Source organism: Lysinibacillus sp. GW247-5R2A (assembly GCF_059424475.1).
This window is the reverse complement of the sequence record NZ_JBWKZL010000002.1, coordinates 396,129-411,997: the sequence shown is the minus strand read 5'-3', so window position 1 is coordinate 411,997 and position 15,869 is coordinate 396,129. Positions and strand designations below refer to the sequence as shown.

The following is a 15,869-nucleotide window of genomic DNA, read 5'->3' as shown; positions in this document are numbered from 1 at the left end:
GATTTTCCATTTTCATAAAGTTTTACTAATTGCAATTTAAATTCAGATGTAAAAGTTCGACGTTGACGTGACATAGTAGCACGCTCCTTTAAGTTGGTAGTCTAAGTGTACTAGCCCTTATTTTTTATGTCCAACTTAGTGTAGCCGATTCAATTAACCAAATTCAATTTTAAAGAAGAGGACTATTTAAGACAATATGAATGTCATAGTGTGACTGGCGAATGTAGAGATATGTTGATTTATTCTTTACTACGGAAGGGATAACAACGTAGAGAAAGCCGATAGGAGAGTATTATGCTCGTCGAAAACTACAATGTAAAGCGGGGATAGCGTTGTACAAAAACATCTTGGGGGCGATGTTAAAGTTGCTATCCCGCAATTAATGTATGTTGTTGTAGTTATGAACATAACCACTGTCAATAAATTGAAAAGTAAATGAAATAAAGAGGCAAAGTTGAATTGATAGCATCTTTTTTGAACCTTTCCATAAAAAATCTGAAAAGAGAAAATAAAGAACTCAGCATACAATTTTACATGTTGCCTGAGTTTTCTTTACGTAGCTATGATTGGTGGATTCTCCGCCATTCACATGTAAAACCTGCCTCGTTACATGTCTAGAATCATCTGATGCTAAATAAACGAATGTCGGGGCCACTTCAAAGGGCTGTGCCATTCGGTTAAAAAGATTCCCTCCGTGCAATGCGTTTTCGTCAGAGGAAAACCGGAGGGGATCAATGGTGTCCATATTCGACCGGGGGCAATTGCATTGACGCGAATCTGCTTTTTAGCCATGCTCTTAGCTAAAGAACGAGTCCAGCTGACGATAGCTGCTTTTGTGGCAGAGCAATCGATTAATAAAGGCTCCCCAGCATAAGCTACAACCGAAGCAGTACCAATTATGGAACTCCCAGCCTGTAAATAAGGGAGGGTCGCTCTTGTTTACACTGAGTATTGGTGTTAGACCCCCATATTATTGGCATCCCATTTACGAACCTTATTATCCATTAGGTAAAGGAATCTATGAGCTCGCGTTTTGATCGAGCTCATTTTTATTTTGTTATAAATGAGAAATTTGACATAACAGCATCGATGGCACAAGAGTGTAGGGGGAACAATATAATAAATATGCGATCGTTGAATCTTGATGTTTAGGAGTGACACTAGGAAATGTTCATGACCGCTATATGGGTAACGTTCATTTTTGGCAGTTTTTCATATATAATGTTGAAATATCCTCATGATGTTTTAAAGGTGAGCCCCTTTTCAAGAGGATTTGCGGAAAGCCCATTATTAAAAATCTACATCCAGTTTGTAGGATGGGTATTTGTATTACTGATTATTGGTGTTTGGACCGATGCTATCATTCAATGGCAGATTCTATAAAGTTTTTAAAAGATGAAAAATGCAGAATATTATTCCAATTTGGTGATTTTTTGCTTATTATTAAATTGGAGGTGGTTAGTAGATGTATAGTAATACTGCAAATATGCTAAAACAAACTACAAATCTTATAAATTCATTGAATAAATTAAAACAAAATCTGACCTTTGTAAAATCATATGTCACTAGCGATAAAATATTGGCTATCTATTTTTTAAGTAATGCCTATAGTGACTTTAATTTATTCAAAACTATTTATCTATCTGTAACACCTGGCGATCAAAAAATTGATGAATTTTTACAAGAGTTTGAAAAATTCTTTGTGGAAGTAAATAAATACTTACAGTTTATTTCTGAAGATAGTATGGAGGATCAATTGCATAAGGAAATAATGCTTTCGATCAATGAAACAGAAATGTATTTATTAAATTTATTAGATATTTATAGATAAATGTTTAGACATTCCTATGAAGGAGTGTCTTTTTTTACACTAAACGTAAACGCAAGCTAACGTTATTTTATTGCCTTAATCTACACTATTAACATTATTTGAAATACTATTAACATTCCTCAATATTGTTTCTTGGATGTATGTATATAATGAAAAGTAGGGGAAATAAGTTTTAAGATCTACCGCTGACGGATCGCCATATGCGATGAAAGTCGCCCGTATGGTGAAGGCTCGTTATAAAACTTAAAGAAAGAGAAGGATAAGACGAGAATAGCATAGTAGTAAATTCGGCAAAAAACACAAATGGGCCAGTGATTGCTGTAGTATTGAGCGGGACACAAATTCCATTACCTAACGATCAACAGTTAAATAATGTTGCAGTGAATGGAGCAAATGATACTTTCACAATTCAACAACCAGGAACTTATGAACTTGAGTATGATGTTTTTTTCACTACACCACTTTTAGTATCTTCTAGAATACTTTTAAATGGAACTGAACTTCCAAATAGTGCGATAAATCCAGCTACGGGTACGGATTCTCTAACTAAAAAAACCACTGTAAATTTGAAGGCTGGTGATACTTTAAGTTTGCAATTATATGGTCTTTTAGGTGCGGCTATATTAGTTTCTGGTGATTCGTCTAAAGCTACGTCATTGAGCATATCAAAGAAATAAATTATACAAAGGGCGCTCATATTAAGTGTCCTTTCAGATTGTAGACAAACTCAATGAATATTGAGTTTGTCTGCAGTCTTTTTTCTTTTACACCGGTGATTTTGTCTATATTGCAGGAGATCTTTCACTTTTATTGAATTTATTATAGATAGAGGCGGTGTATGTAAGGTGAATGCAATAAGACATGAAAAAGTATTTACTACTAATCTAAAAGAAGCTTATGAATTTGCTCATTACTTATTCCTAACTAAAGGCGTTGGTAATATCGAGATAGAGCAAATTGAAGAAGATTGTTATGTGAGATTTACAATGGAATATAGTCACGAATTAGGTAAACAAATATGGAATATAGTTGAGCAATTCAACCTTGAAAGTTTAGTTTTTTACGGTGTATTTTGGGATGTTTTACGGGGTTACATATCTGAATGAAGTATAAACATAAAGCCTCTGCACGTAATTGTGGTGGCCTTTTCTTATGCAAAAAAAGGTGTTTATATGCAAAGTATTCCTTTAAGAATCATTGACGTTGAAATTTATCTACTAGGGGAGGTGGATCTATACTCTTCCATTCAAATAGGTATATTATGGTCAGGTATTGAAGAGCTAAAGCTTCAGATCAATCGTTACCTACAGCTTGCTGGCAAATTAATCAAAGGTACTATCATTCTCCCTTAAAATCAAATAGGCCAAGCATACATCATCAGGCACCGAGAAATAGAGAAAGATGAAAATGGCAAGCAAAAGATTGAGGTAGTTTTTGATAATGATAAACTTTAGCTGAGGTGTGAGATGGATGCTTTGAAGTATGAGTTGATGAAGTAAACGCAGTAAAAGCTAGTGTTTTTTTATTGTTTAAAAATGAAAGAGTCCATGAAAGGTTAAGATTTCTTTACCTTGCCAAAATTCTATTGATTTAATTTAGAAAAAAAATTAAGATGTTGACGGGGAAATAAGCACTAGTTATACTGCTGACGGATCGCCGTATGCGATGAAAGTCGCCTGTGCGGTGAAGGCTCGTTATAAAACTTAAGTTCAAATAAGTATAAGACGAGAACAGCAAACACTATCCTGCTCCTTTAGCAGAAAAAATTAGTGTCATTCAAGAAAATGGTCGTTATAAAATAACAGGTAGTGCTGGAGCAGCAATAGGACCAGAAGAAGTTCAAGTTTTTTCAAGTCAGGATCTCAAAGGTTTTATTTGGTATACAGCGGTTAATCCGGATGGTTCATTTGAATTAACTATTAATACTACTGAAACAAAGGTCTGGATTGCTGGCGCATTTTTAGATCCAGGCTGGATGTATAGTGAAGGTGTAGAATTGATTCTGCCTCAATAACAAAGACCAAGTTTAAATATGATACAAAATGCCTTCCACAATCATCTGTGGAGGGCTATTTTTATACAACAAGACCAAGCAATGCACTGTGCCGAACAGTGCTATTTATTTGTGAGCTGTTGACATGGTGTATCTAATAGGTATATATGTTTATATACCGTTTATCATTTTAGGTAATGTGACATATTTTACATATTTAAATAAAAGTTAGTAACTAATTTAGTAGAAGAGTATTTAACTGAAGTACCCCAGTAAAAAAATCTCCTGCACCCCAAAAGTATCCCACATAAGAATACAGTTAACGGCATATAAATAAAGGTAGTTCAAAAGTTGATATTTTCATAGTTTGCTAACAGAGCATACTTGCAAACAAAACTAAATCTTAAGAAATTCTTCAGGTTCTACTAAGAAAATATTTAAGTTTATAGTATATACTTATAAAAATAGGAAAATCACGAAACCATTTGAAGATTTAAAACGTATTGGTAGTTGTAGAAAGAATATTGGAGTAGGTGAAGAAATGGCACATACGATTTACATAGTATTAACTAAAACAGGGACATTATTATCGAAAGCGATAGGTATGTATACTGGTAAAGAGATGAATCATGCGTCAATCGCATTTGATGATGGGCTATACGAAATGTTTAGCTTTGGACGTAGGCAATTAAACAATCCTTTAAGTGGTGGCTTTTTGCGAGAGGATGCGGAAAGAGGGCTATTTGAGTCAGCGGATTGTGTCATTTATCGCTGTAGAATTTCTCATTATCAATATTTAGAAATGGCTAAAATCGTGCGTTATATGTATTGGAACCGAGATCGTTATAAATACAACTTTATCGGGCTTTTTGGTGTGATGATGCAAAAGGAAGTAAGAAGAGAACGTGCCTATTTTTGCTCCCAGTTTGTCGCGACGCTATTAAAAGTGGGCGGTTTAAAGATTTATCAAAATCCAGCATTAATGACGCCTCACTGCCTCGCACAACTACCATATTTAGAGCAAGTATTTGCAGGGAAGCTGGCAGATTATTTACATGTTGTGCGTGAGCCAGCTATGATGTATGGCTAACCTATTTCGATGGATAGAATGTATAAATTTAAATGGCAGAATAGTAGGCTATTCAGGCGATCTTTTTGGAATACAGAAGATGGCCTGATTTTTTGCGTTAGTCATATTTTCCTCATGTGGAATGAAAATAAACCTAGTTGCACGAAAGGTGAAAATGAGTCCTAATGCTGTTAATGAGCTACCATAAAATTGGTATCATAAAGAATAGGTTAGTAGAGTGCAAGGAGGAAGCGTAAATGAGTGAAGAGGTTATGGCAGTAGGCTGGGATGCGATTGATGAAGCTGTATCACAGGTATACGGGGAACAGGAGCCAAAGCATTACGGCACCATGATTCCTTATTCATTAGGTGGACAAGACCCTTTGGATGGTATAAGTGCCTATAAAAGTGAAACTCCAGTCCCCCATTGGCATTTAGTCACATATGGGTTCTCGGAGCTATATGAAAAAGAGCTTGAAAATAAAGACTTTAGTGGTTATGGATTTGAATTGACGTTTCGCTTAGTGCGCTCCGAAGATGAGGAAGAACCACCAGCGTGGGCGTTGAATCTATTACAGAATATGGGTAGATATGTTTTTAATAGTGGGAATGTTTTTAGAGCAGGTGATTATTTGGATGCAAATGGTCCGATCTGTCTAGATGCTGATACGCAATTAACAGCACTAGCCTTTACGCATGATTCTGAGCTTGCTCAAATGGATACGCCGAATGGTAAGGTGGAATTTATCCAAATGGTCGGCATTACAGAGGATGAACTAGAAGCAATGCAGACATGGAAAACTCTCGGTGTACTACAGGCGGGTATTCACCAAATTCCAAGCTATATAACGGACTTAACACGCCCCTCGCTATTACAAAGTCCTGAGATTGTAGAGGCGGTAGAGCAAGGAATGATGGAAGATGGTTCAAGTACAGGCTTTTTATTTGTCGATCAGCTGGCTTGGCAGGTAGGGAAAAAGGGCTGGTTTAACAAACAATCCAATGTTATTCAATTAGGAGCGAAGCAGGCTGATGTCATTGGCAAATTATTACGTGGACGAATAGTAAAGGACAGAAATCTTAGCTTAGTCGGTCAAGATTTAACTATAGTATTTAAACCAGGTCATCCAGTAGGTTATCAGGAAAATGAACAGGAAATTACCATTACATTGAACAAAGAGGCAGTTGAGGAGTTAAGTCAAAATTTAGTGCCGCAAGAAAAGCAATTTGCCCTATCTTCATTAGAAGGGGTAAGTTTTCAAATTATGAAAACACATATAAAGAATCAAGAAGGTGCGGTTGTGAAAACAATCGGATAGAGTAATCTCTCGCTAAATATTTTTTGGCGAGAGATTTTTCACTAAGAAAGGATGGAGCAGATGCAGCAGTCTATAGATTATTTTTTAACGGATGTGTGGGATCAGCTTACCACCGTCTATCAGCAAGAAAGTAAACGTCTTGAAGGTATTCAACATCAAAGCCGACTACAAGCAGGTATCTTTAACTATTTAAAAATCACATGGAAAAAAGGCAAAAGTCAATACGGGACTATTTATATAGATATCTATGAACCATTTAGCTGGAGTGATAGTGCTTATAAGGTGGATGCAGGGACATACATACAGGAAATTATAGAACAAAACTATGTGGAGAATCTTTTTTCGGCTTTAAGTACAAAGATGGAGAAAATGTTTCAGGCACAGCCATATGGTCCTCGATTTTTTGATTATCATTTTCAGGTGTTGCTTAAATTTGAGTATGGTGAGACGATGTGGGCATTTCAAAAGGAGCTGCTTAATGAACAGAAGCTAGCGTTAACGAAACAGGAATTAGCATCTTTTATTGAAACGAAGGTTATGGCAGAGCTTCCTGTGCGTCCAAATGACAATGATGAGTTTTTCTTAGCACAGCATTTAGTCAATCCACATTTTTTTCAACAAACAGCAGAGGAGATCGAACCAGTTATTCGTCAGCTACAGGAAAAACATCTGGCGAATAAAGAGCGTTTAGATCAGTGGAGCTATTATTTTACAAATGCTTTTAAACATTGGGCAGAAGACCACTTTTTAAAGGGCTATTTTGTGCAAACAGATGATTACACCAATGAGTGGATACTTAAAAATGAAGACATAGAACCGTTTATGGAGCAGGAAAAGCTAGATTTCTTTCTCTATGTGGCGGTCAAAATCGGTTATAAAGAACCAGCTACTCTTTTGCAATACCTCAGTCTTGCCAAACAGCTTGGCTCACAGCAGGCAACGGAGTATTTACTAAATGGAAGTGGACGTTTTGACAGTAAGTGCAAAAGTGCTTTAATTGAGGGCAGAGCCAATGATATTTTGCAAACGATTGATATACAAATAAAAAAGGAAGAGGAAGCGGCTTATCGTGAAGCGCTTCATTATATCATTCATCTTTTACAGGAAGGCTTTCCGAATGGCTATAAAATGACCTTAAAGACGAAAGTGAAAAATTTCCTTCCGCTTAAAAAGCTAGCCAAATCGAAGCTTCATCAGTTTTTTGCTAATTGCCTAGCTTATCCTAGTCTTTTTCCTTTATTAGCAGACTATGCTCAGGTGGCAATGAAGGAATATGCATGGTACCAGGATGTAGAGCCAAGTGAAAAATCAGCCATGCCTGGAACCTATGCGGTTTTGGGCTTAGGGCTATATAGTAAGGATTATTTTTCGCTTGTGCAAAGCTATATGACCCTCGTCGATTCTGAGCATCAGTCTGTACAGGATTCCTATGGGGAGGCTTTTATTGAAGCTCACGGCTTATCGGTAGACCTTATTCCTGTATTTGTAGCCATTCTTCTTGGTGCTAATGAATCAGCAAAGCCGCTAAAAGGGATTGAAAATATGGAAGTAGACCTACTAAAGGCGCTTGTTCAGGAGTTAGAAACGAAAGAAAGCTATGAGCGTGAATTTGTTTTGTACCGAATATTTGGCGGTGCTAAGAAGCTTGCCCAGCGTATAAAACAAGGAACTTCGGAAAGGAAGGAAGAGCTAGAAAAATTACAACAATGGGTCAATTAGGAGGGAAAGTCAAATGGAATGGGCGGAGGTTAGTCAATCCAAAAATCTGGAGACTGTGCGTGAAGCAGTGAGCAAGCTGGATGTAAATGAACGTGATGCACGAGGAAGAACACCGTTAATGCTTTTCATCACAAATCGGATGTCAATGGAAGGGATTAAGCTTCTGCTTGCGCAAAATATAGATTTGGAGGTACGAGATAAGCTGGGTGATACGGCACTTAAAAAAGCTGTGAAATTTAAGCAAAAAGAAGTAATTTCATTACTCCTTGCTAGAGGCATTTCTTTACAGGCTACAGAAGGAATGACAGCCACTGCCTGGTATGCCGCAAGAGCGCAAAGCGAAATAGCGGATTTATTGTTAGATACACCAGGCGCCATTAGATTGACCTTGAATTCGGAAGAACAGCGACAAGTGGATATTATCCTTTATGAAGAAAATCTCGAGAAGATGTGTCAAGAAATTAACAAGGTTTCCTCGTCTATTATTTTGCATGCCATTGTCAATCATTACAACTGGGATGATGGGCCAGAGCCGATGATAGCGGCATTAAACAATCCAGTATGTGCCGTGATAACCTTTATGGACATGTTTGAGCTAATGGAGGGTGATTATTGGCTCGATCAAGCAGAAGAGGAACTGGATGGCTTGCCTTGGAAGCAGCAATGGAGAGAGATGGCGGAGAACCTAAAGGTCAAGTTAGAACTTTAGTAGGGGGGGATTTTTAATGGATCAAAAGGCAAAGAAAATCTTAATGCAAACATATTGGCAATCTGGTAGATGGAGGGAAGGGGAGTATACGTATACAGAGGAGGATTTTCAGTATGCGAAAAGGCTGGGCTTGATGTTTGATCGCCTAACGATTTCCCATGATGAATGTATACAAAAACTGCGACAGCTTCATGATGATATGCGAACTAAGGATCTTGTGGTGAAGGCCTTTTTGCACAGCCTTTCGACCCGTAAAGTATATTTACGGAGTGCGTTATCAAGCTGGGCTCTTACTGCACAACTACCGATTCATACGTATCATGAGCGACCTGAAGAGTTAGTATCCTACAGTGCCTGTGGCTATTGTAATGAACATAAAATAATGTCGAATGAAAACTATATAAACGAAGATCTAAATGTCCTGAATTTTGAACGAGTGAAGTGGGGAGGTGTTCGCTTAAACTGGCTAGTGTATTGTTTGCTCGATCTAGAATGTTTAATACAAGAACAAGAGTCGTTAATCGTTTGTGAGGCAGATATAGAAATTTTCAAACAGATGCTAGAGGCTATAAAGTCCTGTAAAGATACGGATGCTGCTAGACAATTAGAAAAACGTTGGAAGGATGTTTTCAAATCCAATCAATATGAGCGAGATGCCGTTATGGAAATATGGGGGTATGCCGGTCTACTAGTATCGACAGACGATTATCGCAAGGAACGTGGGCGGGGAACTGATTTTATGTCTATGGCAACTTGGAGAGGTCAGGACGGCTATTCAGAAGAGAAAGTGAATTTCTACTTTGGCTCTTATTTATAAAAAAGAGCTTTTTTGCAATGAATATAGAATGGTTCGTGCAATGGCGTCAGCAGAGCTGTAATATCTTTTACATATGACTCAAAAGTTTACTTCATTACAATTAAAGAGGAGCTATATGAAAAAAATCAAAGTTATTTTGTCTTTACTTATAATCGTCATCGCTATTGTTTTTTTGATTGCAAAGAAAGACGGAGGATACTCTGCAACAGACGTATTAGAGAACGCTGATTTTACTGTTGAAAATCCATCTATAACCATTCATACCGTTGATACAGACAAAGAAGATATATATACACAAATTGAAATTCCAGAAGAAATGCAAAAAAGGCTTTTACAAGCTTTTCAGAATGCAAAATTTGATAAAACAACTATAAATCCAGTTGATTACGATTACCGAATCACCATTACATTAAATACAGGTTATACAATGTACCTCGTTTCAGAAAAAAGGGCATTGACCGTTAATAGCACGGAAGAAAACTATGCCATCGTAAACGATAACGATTTTTTTAGCATATTAGAAAAGGTAACTAAATAAAGAGGCCGCCATTTACTATTGTAAAGTGAGATTCTAAAAGCTTTGTGTTTCTGTTTTTATACAAGTACCAAAACTGTGCCACTACAGGAAGCGTATGTTGTTTCTTACGATAGATTCATTTTCCTTATTGTCCGCAAATGGTGCCACTAGTTTATTTTGTGCAAGAAACACTGGATTTTTTTAATACTCATTACGCAGTCTTTTTATTAAACTGATAATTTTAGCCCTCTACTGTTGTTATGACGAATTCAATATTGCATCTCTTTATAAAGTGAGATTTAAAAACAAAACAGCAACCTAAATCTTAAAAAAAGGTGAGAACATGAGAAAAAGTTTTATTTCTAATCTATTACTGTTGTTTGGAACGATTATTTTACTAGGGGCTTTCACTTATCGGTTATTGATTACTTCTGATATACCCATTTCATATGCAATAGATGAAGCCGTTACACTACATGTACTCATATTTATTTCTACAATGTTATATATTTGTGGCTCAATGATTGGCTATCGAAATACCATTCGTTACACTGTAATATCTGTATTAACGCTATTTATGGTGCTGAATATTTATCTTTTCAATACGGATGCTGATTATTTTGATGCCTCATATGCTCAAATAGCCATAGTCTTTATTCTGCACCCATTATTAGTTATTTTAATAAATGTTTTTGTTCAATTAAAAACATGCCTACACATCAAGACCGTTTTTGAGTATAAAACAGCTACAAGGTTGAATAAGGCTGCTGAAAAAGCCCAAAATTAATAGGAAATGCCCCATAGCAAACGCCATTTAAGACAATCTAGAAGTCCTGGCTATAAAAACACAATGAAAGGATTCAACTACGTAAATGTATTGAATCCTTTCAACAGTTTAGACAAAGAAAAAGCTGAATAGGGCTAATAGGATGGTCATAATAATGATGGGGGCAATCAGTTTCATATGTCGTTTCCGTTCTAAAACAACAATCGCTACATATTCACGAATCATGGCATTTGGCCAATAGTAAAAGGCCGTTTTCGAGCCAATGCCCTGACTGTTTAAGCCAGCAAGTCTGGCATAAATTCCTGCACGAAATAAGTGAAAATTATTGGTTGTAAAAATACTGTTATATGCCTCGCCTTGTTTAATATCGTCCATAATTTGTTTCGAAAATAACATGTTTTGATACGTATTGACGGAACGATTTTCTTGTAGCGTATGCTCAATAGGAATCCCCTTTTCAATCGCATACCTTTGCATGGCTTCTGCTTCAGGTAGATTCTCATCAGATCCTTGACCACCTGATAGGATGATCGTTGGAGGGGTACTTACAGCAGCTTGTCTATAATAGAAATCAATCGCTTTTTGAATGCGGCTAGCTAACAGGGGCGGTACCTTATCATTAATTAAGCCACTTCCCAGTACAATGATAAAATCTTGATTATACTTGGGACGATTAAATTGATAGAGAAAATAAGCTGATAAGAAATTAGATAAATGGATAAAGAAATAAAATGTAATAAGGGATACCCCAGCAAATATCGGTTGGAGATGGCTAGACAACAAGCTAGCAGGATTGATTATCGGTAACAGCATAAATAATAAAATACCAATGGCTACTAGCAAGGTTAATGAATTAGCCAAGCGTCTACCTTCCCGTTTCATTAAAACTCTAGCATTTAAAAACAGGCCAAACATTAAAGCAATAATTGCAAAGGGAATAAGGAGAAAAAGGGCAATTAGTGGAATAACGACAGCCATTCTTAAAAAGTAAAGATCGGATGAAAAGGAAACAATGAAGCAGAATAACAGAAATGAACAGACAAACATATTAAATAGTAGTCCGTTAATCATCTTTCTCGGGTCTTTCCAATAAGAAAAGAGAAAAATGAACAATAAAATTAGTGGAATAATGCCAAAATACATAAAAATACACCTCTAGTGATGTTGTGGATGGATGATATCTTTCTATTATAAGGAATTATTAGCTGAAATCAACTAACTTCCAGCATGAGCAATGCCTTAGACCTTACATGAAGGAATGGCATAGCATCGATTTCTTGTAAAGTATATCCAGAACAAACGATTCCTCTCTCGCTCTGTTTGTTCAAGTATCACGAATGTAAAGTATTTCTGTTATACTATCAAACAGATAGAGGTGATGAACATGTATATTGTGACGATAGAAGGTCTACCCTATGATTGGCTCGACTCTTTGCAAGAACTACATGCCCATGTTTTTGACGGTGCTAAGCTGACGGTTGAAAAGCTAGCGAAGAAAGAGGGCCTCCTTTGCCTCTTGGCGGTGGAGAATGCAAGTGTTATTGGCTTTAAACTAGGATATCCACATCCAGATGGTGTATTTTATAGTTGGTTGGGTGGTGTTCATGTCACGAAGCGAGGTCAGGGGATTGCTAGCCAATTAATGAAAAAACAGCATGAACATATTAAAACACTAGGCTTTGACAAAGTTCGTACATATGGCAGAAATACATTCAAAACCATGCTCATCGCCAATCTCAAGCATGGTTTTGATATTGCTTCCACATTTGTGGATGAAAAGGGAAGACATAAAATCATTTTTGAAAAAACAATAGATTGAGGAGTTCAACATGAAAGTATATTTAGCAAATGGATTATTTTCTTTAGGAGATCGTTTAGTAAATGAACAGCTAGCCGCAGCAATTCGTGAAGCAGTACCAGGCATTGCCTTATATGTTCCGCAGGAGAATGATGCTATTAATGATAAATCAGCGTATGCGGATAGTTTAGCGATTGCTCAGGCAGACTTAGAAATGCTACAAAATAGTGATGTATTAATTGCCGTTTTAGATGGGGTTGAGATTGATTCTGGTGTAGCCGCTGAAATTGGGGCGTTTTCTATGCTGAACCGTCCTATTATTGGTGTACTGACAGATGTTCGTCAACAAGGGCGAGACAATATGCAAAAAATAGAGGCATTGGTACGAGATGGGCTTGAGAATCAATTTGTCTACCGTAATTTATTTGTAATCGGCTTAATTAAACGTAATGGAGTCATTACAGCTTCTATTGAAGAGGCTGTGGAAGCTATTCAAAAATTGTAATATGAGGAGGAAACACGATGCTATTAGCAACATCCGATGTGGTGGCAGGAAAAGAAGTGGTTGAAACTTTAGGTTTAGTGAAGGGGAATTCTGTACAGTCAAGAAACATAGGGCGTGATATGATGGCTGGACTTCGAAATATTGTGGGCGGAGAGATGAAAGAGTATGCTGAAATGCTAGTGCGCTCCCGTGAAATTGCCACACAGGCAATGGAGGAAGAGGCCAAACAACTAGGCGCAGATGCAGTTGTTGGCGTACGCTATGCAACGTCTTCCGTGATGGATGGTACATCAGAAGTTTTAGTATATGGCACGGCTGTCAGATTAAAATAAATAGTATGAGGACTTTAATCGAATGGATTAAAGTCCTTTTTTATTCCGCATTAATGAAAAATTTTTGTTGATTATGTCAAAAATTCAACCTATTTTGTTTAATGAACCTTCAAAAAGGTATTTGAACGTATATCTTTGACATGAATCATCATTAGCCTGGAGTGGTGTCTATGTTTATTTTATTGAAAAAGCTGTTCAATGAATGACGTATCGAAATCACTAGTCACCTTGTAATCCTTCATGTAATTTTCCTCATATAAATAAACAAATAAATGCTCGGCATCATCTAAACGTAAGCCAACTTCTCGGTCGCCATTAATCGCTAAAGTGATCCAATATGCCTCTTTAAAATTAGATTTAGTAAACCATACCTTTTTTAATGGTTGCTCGTTTAATTGCTGCATGATTTGATTCATTTCAGCTTCATCTGTTATCGTTATGGTTTTTTCATCTGAGGCACGAATAATTTCAATCGACTTAATTTCCTCTACATCGAGACGTTCCGTAACCTCCTTTGAAAAATCCGTGTCACGCGTTAACAGCATTGTAGAGATATACAGAATAAGTAGAGGTAGTAAAATGCCTAGAAGTATTTTATATCTTTTTTTCATGCTCTTCTCCTTAAATTCTAAAAATTCGCACATATGTATTCTTATCCACGCTATAATTGAGCATATACTGAAATGATAAAGGAAGGCAATAAAATGACACATAATCATGCAGAAAAAGAACTTTTTTACCCAGACGGAACGATCATGTATCAAGGTGGTGTCAAAAAAAATGATTTCGGCCACGATATTTATGATGGCAAGGGCATATTATTTGACCAAGATGGTGAACGATTATTCGAGGGTGAATTCGTCAATCATATGAAACAAGGAAATGGCATTATGTATTTAAAAGGGCAGCTTATTTATCAGGGCGAATTTATTCAAAACAAAAAACAAGGTCATGGCATTTTATATAAGGACGGTTCCACTCATTATGAAGGTCATTTTCGGAATGATTTAATGGATGGTTACGGCATTTTATATTATGAAGAGGATTTTATTGCCCCTTATCAAGCTTTGCGCGAACAATATCCTCATTTAAATCAGCCTCAGTACGAGGGGGATTTTGTTCATGGCATGAAAAAGGGCAAAGGCAAACAATACTATCCAAATGGTTTTTTACAATACGAGGGTGATTTTATTTGGCATCATATGCAGGGGGCAGGAAAGCTTTATTATTCTCCTGAATCACCGACTGCTGAGGAGCTTTCCATTGGTGTGTCAGCGCTCCGATATGATGGCTATTTCTTTGAAGATATGAAGCATGGTAAAGGGAAAATCTATTCTCGGCAAGGGGTTCTAAAGGCGGAGGGTCAATTTAAAGAGGATGCGATGACCGGACAAGGGGTACTTTATTATGCAAATGGACAAGCCTCTTATAGAGGAGAGCTGGTGCATGGCAAAAAGCATGGACGCGGGGACTTTTATAATGAAGAAGGAAAGATCATTTACAGTGGCGAATTTATCGATGATGAACGGCTGCGGATTACACCTGAAATCGAGCAGGAGATAGAAAAACTACAAATGCAGCTAGATAGCCTTGTAGGTTTACCAAATGCCAAAAAGGAACTACATAATTTAATCAATTTTATTAAAATTCAAAGTTTGCGGGTGGATCATGGCTTAACAAGTTTTCCTATTACCTATCATCTTGTTTTCTCTGGTAATCCGGGCACTGGTAAAACAACAGTGGCACGTATTATTGGTCAAATTTATAAGCATCTGGGTGTCCTATCAAGCGGTCATTTTGTGGAAACAGATCGTGCAGGGCTTGTGGCAGGATATGTGGGACAAACTGCATTAAAGGTTCAAGAAGTGGTCCATAAAGCAAAAGGAGGTGTTCTTTTTATTGATGAAGCCTATTCCTTAATCAATGATAAACAAGATGCGTTTGGCAAGGAAGCCATTGATAGTTTATTAAAAGCTATGGAAGATTTACGAGATGACTTAGTAATCATCGTTGCCGGTTATACAGAGCTTATGGAGGAATTTTTACAATCCAACCCAGGCTTTAAATCACGTTTTAATCATTTTGTACAATTTGATAATTTTAGTACGCAGGAACTCTATGAGATTTTTGCTATGCTTTGTCATACGAATGACTATCAATACGGTGAATCCTTTGCACATCATATGAAAAGGCAGCTAGATCAAATACCAATTGAAAGCATCCCTAATTTCTCGAATGGTCGTTATATTCGAAACTTGTTTGAAAAACTGGTAACCATCCAATCAAACCGACTAATTCAACAGGCAACGATAACAAAAGAACAGCTAATGACATTTGAGGAGCATGATATCTTATTGGGCATGGCAGAAAATTTATTTGATAATACTTTTTAAAGACAGTCTGATTGTCCGTCTGCTCTAGAGCAAGTTGGTTGGTGGATAATCAAATTAAAAGCCTTAGCTAGTGTAAAGTG

At 36.9% G+C, this 15,869-nt stretch carries 18 protein-coding genes and 1 pseudogene; 16 read left to right on the top strand and 3 right to left on the bottom strand.

Going from position 1 to position 15,869, the window contains the following annotated elements; all coding sequences use genetic code 11:
• Nucleotides 1-517: 517 nt before the first annotated feature.
• Nucleotides 518-939: pseudogene (locus AC07YC_RS05810) on the bottom strand (SDR family oxidoreductase); the annotation flags it as partial.
• A 282-nt stretch (nucleotides 940-1,221) separates the two neighbouring features.
• Here AC07YC_RS05810 and AC07YC_RS05805 point away from each other — a divergent pair.
• The 12 genes from AC07YC_RS05805 to AC07YC_RS05750 all read left to right on the top strand — a co-directional run bounded on the left by AC07YC_RS05805 (nucleotide 1,222) and on the right by AC07YC_RS05750 (nucleotide 10,761).
• Nucleotides 1,222-1,383 (top strand): hypothetical protein, encoded by a 162-nt coding sequence (locus tag AC07YC_RS05805; protein WP_494918687.1) that lies wholly within the window; start codon nucleotides 1,222-1,224, stop codon nucleotides 1,381-1,383.
• Nucleotides 1,384-1,486: 103 nt separating this feature from the next.
• On the top strand, nucleotides 1,487-1,831 hold the full coding sequence (locus tag AC07YC_RS05800; RefSeq protein ID WP_494918686.1) for a hypothetical protein: 345 nt from the start codon (nucleotides 1,487-1,489) through the stop codon (nucleotides 1,829-1,831).
• A 275-nt stretch (nucleotides 1,832-2,106) separates the two neighbouring features.
• On the top strand, nucleotides 2,107-2,508 hold the full coding sequence (locus AC07YC_RS05795; protein WP_494918699.1) for a BclA C-terminal domain-containing protein: 402 nt from the start codon (nucleotides 2,107-2,109) through the stop codon (nucleotides 2,506-2,508).
• Nucleotides 2,509-2,676: 168 nt separating this feature from the next.
• On the top strand, nucleotides 2,677-2,937 hold the full coding sequence (locus tag AC07YC_RS05790; protein ID WP_494918685.1) for a hypothetical protein: 261 nt from the start codon (nucleotides 2,677-2,679) through the stop codon (nucleotides 2,935-2,937).
• A gap of 33 nt (nucleotides 2,938-2,970) precedes the next feature.
• A complete protein-coding gene (locus AC07YC_RS05785; RefSeq protein ID WP_494918684.1) occupies nucleotides 2,971-3,183 on the top strand; it encodes a hypothetical protein in 213 nt (70 codons plus the stop codon).
• Nucleotides 3,184-4,365: 1,182 nt separating this feature from the next.
• A complete protein-coding gene (locus AC07YC_RS05780; protein ID WP_036126564.1) occupies nucleotides 4,366-4,914 on the top strand; it encodes a hypothetical protein in 549 nt (182 codons plus the stop codon).
• Between the two features lie 236 nt (nucleotides 4,915-5,150).
• Nucleotides 5,151-6,212 carry a suppressor of fused domain protein gene (locus AC07YC_RS05775; RefSeq protein ID WP_494918683.1) on the top strand — a complete coding sequence of 354 codons (1,062 nt, stop codon included), beginning with the start codon at nucleotides 5,151-5,153 and terminating at the stop codon, nucleotides 6,210-6,212.
• 51 nt (nucleotides 6,213-6,263) lie between these two features.
• A complete protein-coding gene (locus tag AC07YC_RS05770) occupies nucleotides 6,264-7,931 on the top strand; it encodes a DUF6138 family protein (RefSeq protein WP_494918682.1) in 1,668 nt (555 codons plus the stop codon).
• A 13-nt stretch (nucleotides 7,932-7,944) separates the two neighbouring features.
• Nucleotides 7,945-8,640 (top strand): DUF4274 domain-containing protein, encoded by a 696-nt coding sequence (locus AC07YC_RS05765; RefSeq protein ID WP_494918681.1) that lies wholly within the window; start codon nucleotides 7,945-7,947, stop codon nucleotides 8,638-8,640.
• Between the two features lie 16 nt (nucleotides 8,641-8,656).
• The gene (locus AC07YC_RS05760) at nucleotides 8,657-9,457 is read left to right on the top strand and encodes a hypothetical protein (protein ID WP_494918680.1); all 801 of its coding nucleotides are present in this window, start codon (nucleotides 8,657-8,659) and stop codon (nucleotides 9,455-9,457) included.
• Between the two features lie 115 nt (nucleotides 9,458-9,572).
• A complete protein-coding gene (locus AC07YC_RS05755) occupies nucleotides 9,573-9,995 on the top strand; it encodes a hypothetical protein (protein WP_336636645.1) in 423 nt (140 codons plus the stop codon).
• Between the two features lie 322 nt (nucleotides 9,996-10,317).
• Entirely contained in the window at nucleotides 10,318-10,761 is a 444-nt protein-coding gene (locus AC07YC_RS05750) for a hypothetical protein (RefSeq protein ID WP_494918679.1), read from the top strand.
• 108 nt (nucleotides 10,762-10,869) lie between these two features.
• Here AC07YC_RS05750 and AC07YC_RS05745 read toward each other — a convergent pair whose 3' ends face one another.
• On the bottom strand, nucleotides 10,870-11,904 hold the full coding sequence (locus AC07YC_RS05745) for a YdcF family protein (protein ID WP_494918678.1): 1,035 nt from the start codon (nucleotides 11,902-11,904) through the stop codon (nucleotides 10,870-10,872).
• A gap of 241 nt (nucleotides 11,905-12,145) precedes the next feature.
• Here AC07YC_RS05745 and AC07YC_RS05740 point away from each other — a divergent pair, with 241 nt between their 5' ends.
• From AC07YC_RS05740 to AC07YC_RS05730, 3 genes are read left to right on the top strand one after another with little or no spacing between them, the layout of a single operon-like run.
• Nucleotides 12,146-12,580 carry a GNAT family N-acetyltransferase gene (locus AC07YC_RS05740; RefSeq protein WP_494918677.1) on the top strand — a complete coding sequence of 145 codons (435 nt, stop codon included), beginning with the start codon at nucleotides 12,146-12,148 and terminating at the stop codon, nucleotides 12,578-12,580.
• 10 nt (nucleotides 12,581-12,590) lie between these two features.
• A complete protein-coding gene (locus AC07YC_RS05735; RefSeq protein WP_494918676.1) occupies nucleotides 12,591-13,064 on the top strand; it encodes a nucleoside 2-deoxyribosyltransferase in 474 nt (157 codons plus the stop codon).
• Nucleotides 13,065-13,081: 17 nt separating this feature from the next.
• Nucleotides 13,082-13,396, top strand: a complete 315-nt coding sequence (locus AC07YC_RS05730) for a YbjQ family protein (protein ID WP_008177171.1) — start codon at nucleotides 13,082-13,084, stop codon at nucleotides 13,394-13,396.
• A 179-nt stretch (nucleotides 13,397-13,575) separates the two neighbouring features.
• Here AC07YC_RS05730 and AC07YC_RS05725 read toward each other — a convergent pair whose 3' ends face one another.
• Nucleotides 13,576-14,007: a DUF5301 domain-containing protein gene (locus tag AC07YC_RS05725; protein ID WP_494918675.1), complete on the bottom strand. Its 432-nt coding sequence runs from the start codon at nucleotides 14,005-14,007 to the stop codon at nucleotides 13,576-13,578.
• 93 nt (nucleotides 14,008-14,100) lie between these two features.
• Between AC07YC_RS05725 and AC07YC_RS05720 the strand changes: the two genes are divergently transcribed.
• Nucleotides 14,101-15,789, top strand: coding sequence for an AAA family ATPase (locus AC07YC_RS05720; protein WP_494918674.1), 1,689 nt, complete (start codon nucleotides 14,101-14,103; stop codon nucleotides 15,787-15,789).
• The last annotated feature ends 80 nt before the right edge of the window (nucleotides 15,790-15,869 follow it).

Coding starts and splice junctions, on each gene's coding strand:
- AC07YC_RS05765 (WP_494918681.1), top strand. CDS start 7,945: ATGGAATGGGCGGAGGTTAGTCAATCCAAAAATCTGGAGACTGTGCGT.
- AC07YC_RS05780 (WP_036126564.1), top strand. CDS start 4,366: ATGGCACATACGATTTACATAGTATTAACTAAAACAGGGACATTATTA.
- AC07YC_RS05740 (WP_494918677.1), top strand. CDS start 12,146: ATGTATATTGTGACGATAGAAGGTCTACCCTATGATTGGCTCGACTCT.
- AC07YC_RS05800 (WP_494918686.1), top strand. CDS start 1,487: ATGCTAAAACAAACTACAAATCTTATAAATTCATTGAATAAATTAAAA.
- AC07YC_RS05805 (WP_494918687.1), top strand. CDS start 1,222: ATGTTGAAATATCCTCATGATGTTTTAAAGGTGAGCCCCTTTTCAAGA.
- AC07YC_RS05720 (WP_494918674.1), top strand. CDS start 14,101: ATGACACATAATCATGCAGAAAAAGAACTTTTTTACCCAGACGGAACG.
- AC07YC_RS05745 (WP_494918678.1), bottom strand. CDS start 11,904: ATGTATTTTGGCATTATTCCACTAATTTTATTGTTCATTTTTCTCTTT.
- AC07YC_RS05770 (WP_494918682.1), top strand. CDS start 6,264: ATGGAGCAGATGCAGCAGTCTATAGATTATTTTTTAACGGATGTGTGG.
- AC07YC_RS05730 (WP_008177171.1), top strand. CDS start 13,082: ATGCTATTAGCAACATCCGATGTGGTGGCAGGAAAAGAAGTGGTTGAA.
- AC07YC_RS05755 (WP_336636645.1), top strand. CDS start 9,573: ATGAAAAAAATCAAAGTTATTTTGTCTTTACTTATAATCGTCATCGCT.
- AC07YC_RS05775 (WP_494918683.1), top strand. CDS start 5,151: ATGAGTGAAGAGGTTATGGCAGTAGGCTGGGATGCGATTGATGAAGCT.
- AC07YC_RS05725 (WP_494918675.1), bottom strand. CDS start 14,007: ATGAAAAAAAGATATAAAATACTTCTAGGCATTTTACTACCTCTACTT.
- AC07YC_RS05750 (WP_494918679.1), top strand. CDS start 10,318: ATGAGAAAAAGTTTTATTTCTAATCTATTACTGTTGTTTGGAACGATT.
- AC07YC_RS05735 (WP_494918676.1), top strand. CDS start 12,591: ATGAAAGTATATTTAGCAAATGGATTATTTTCTTTAGGAGATCGTTTA.
- AC07YC_RS05760 (WP_494918680.1), top strand. CDS start 8,657: ATGGATCAAAAGGCAAAGAAAATCTTAATGCAAACATATTGGCAATCT.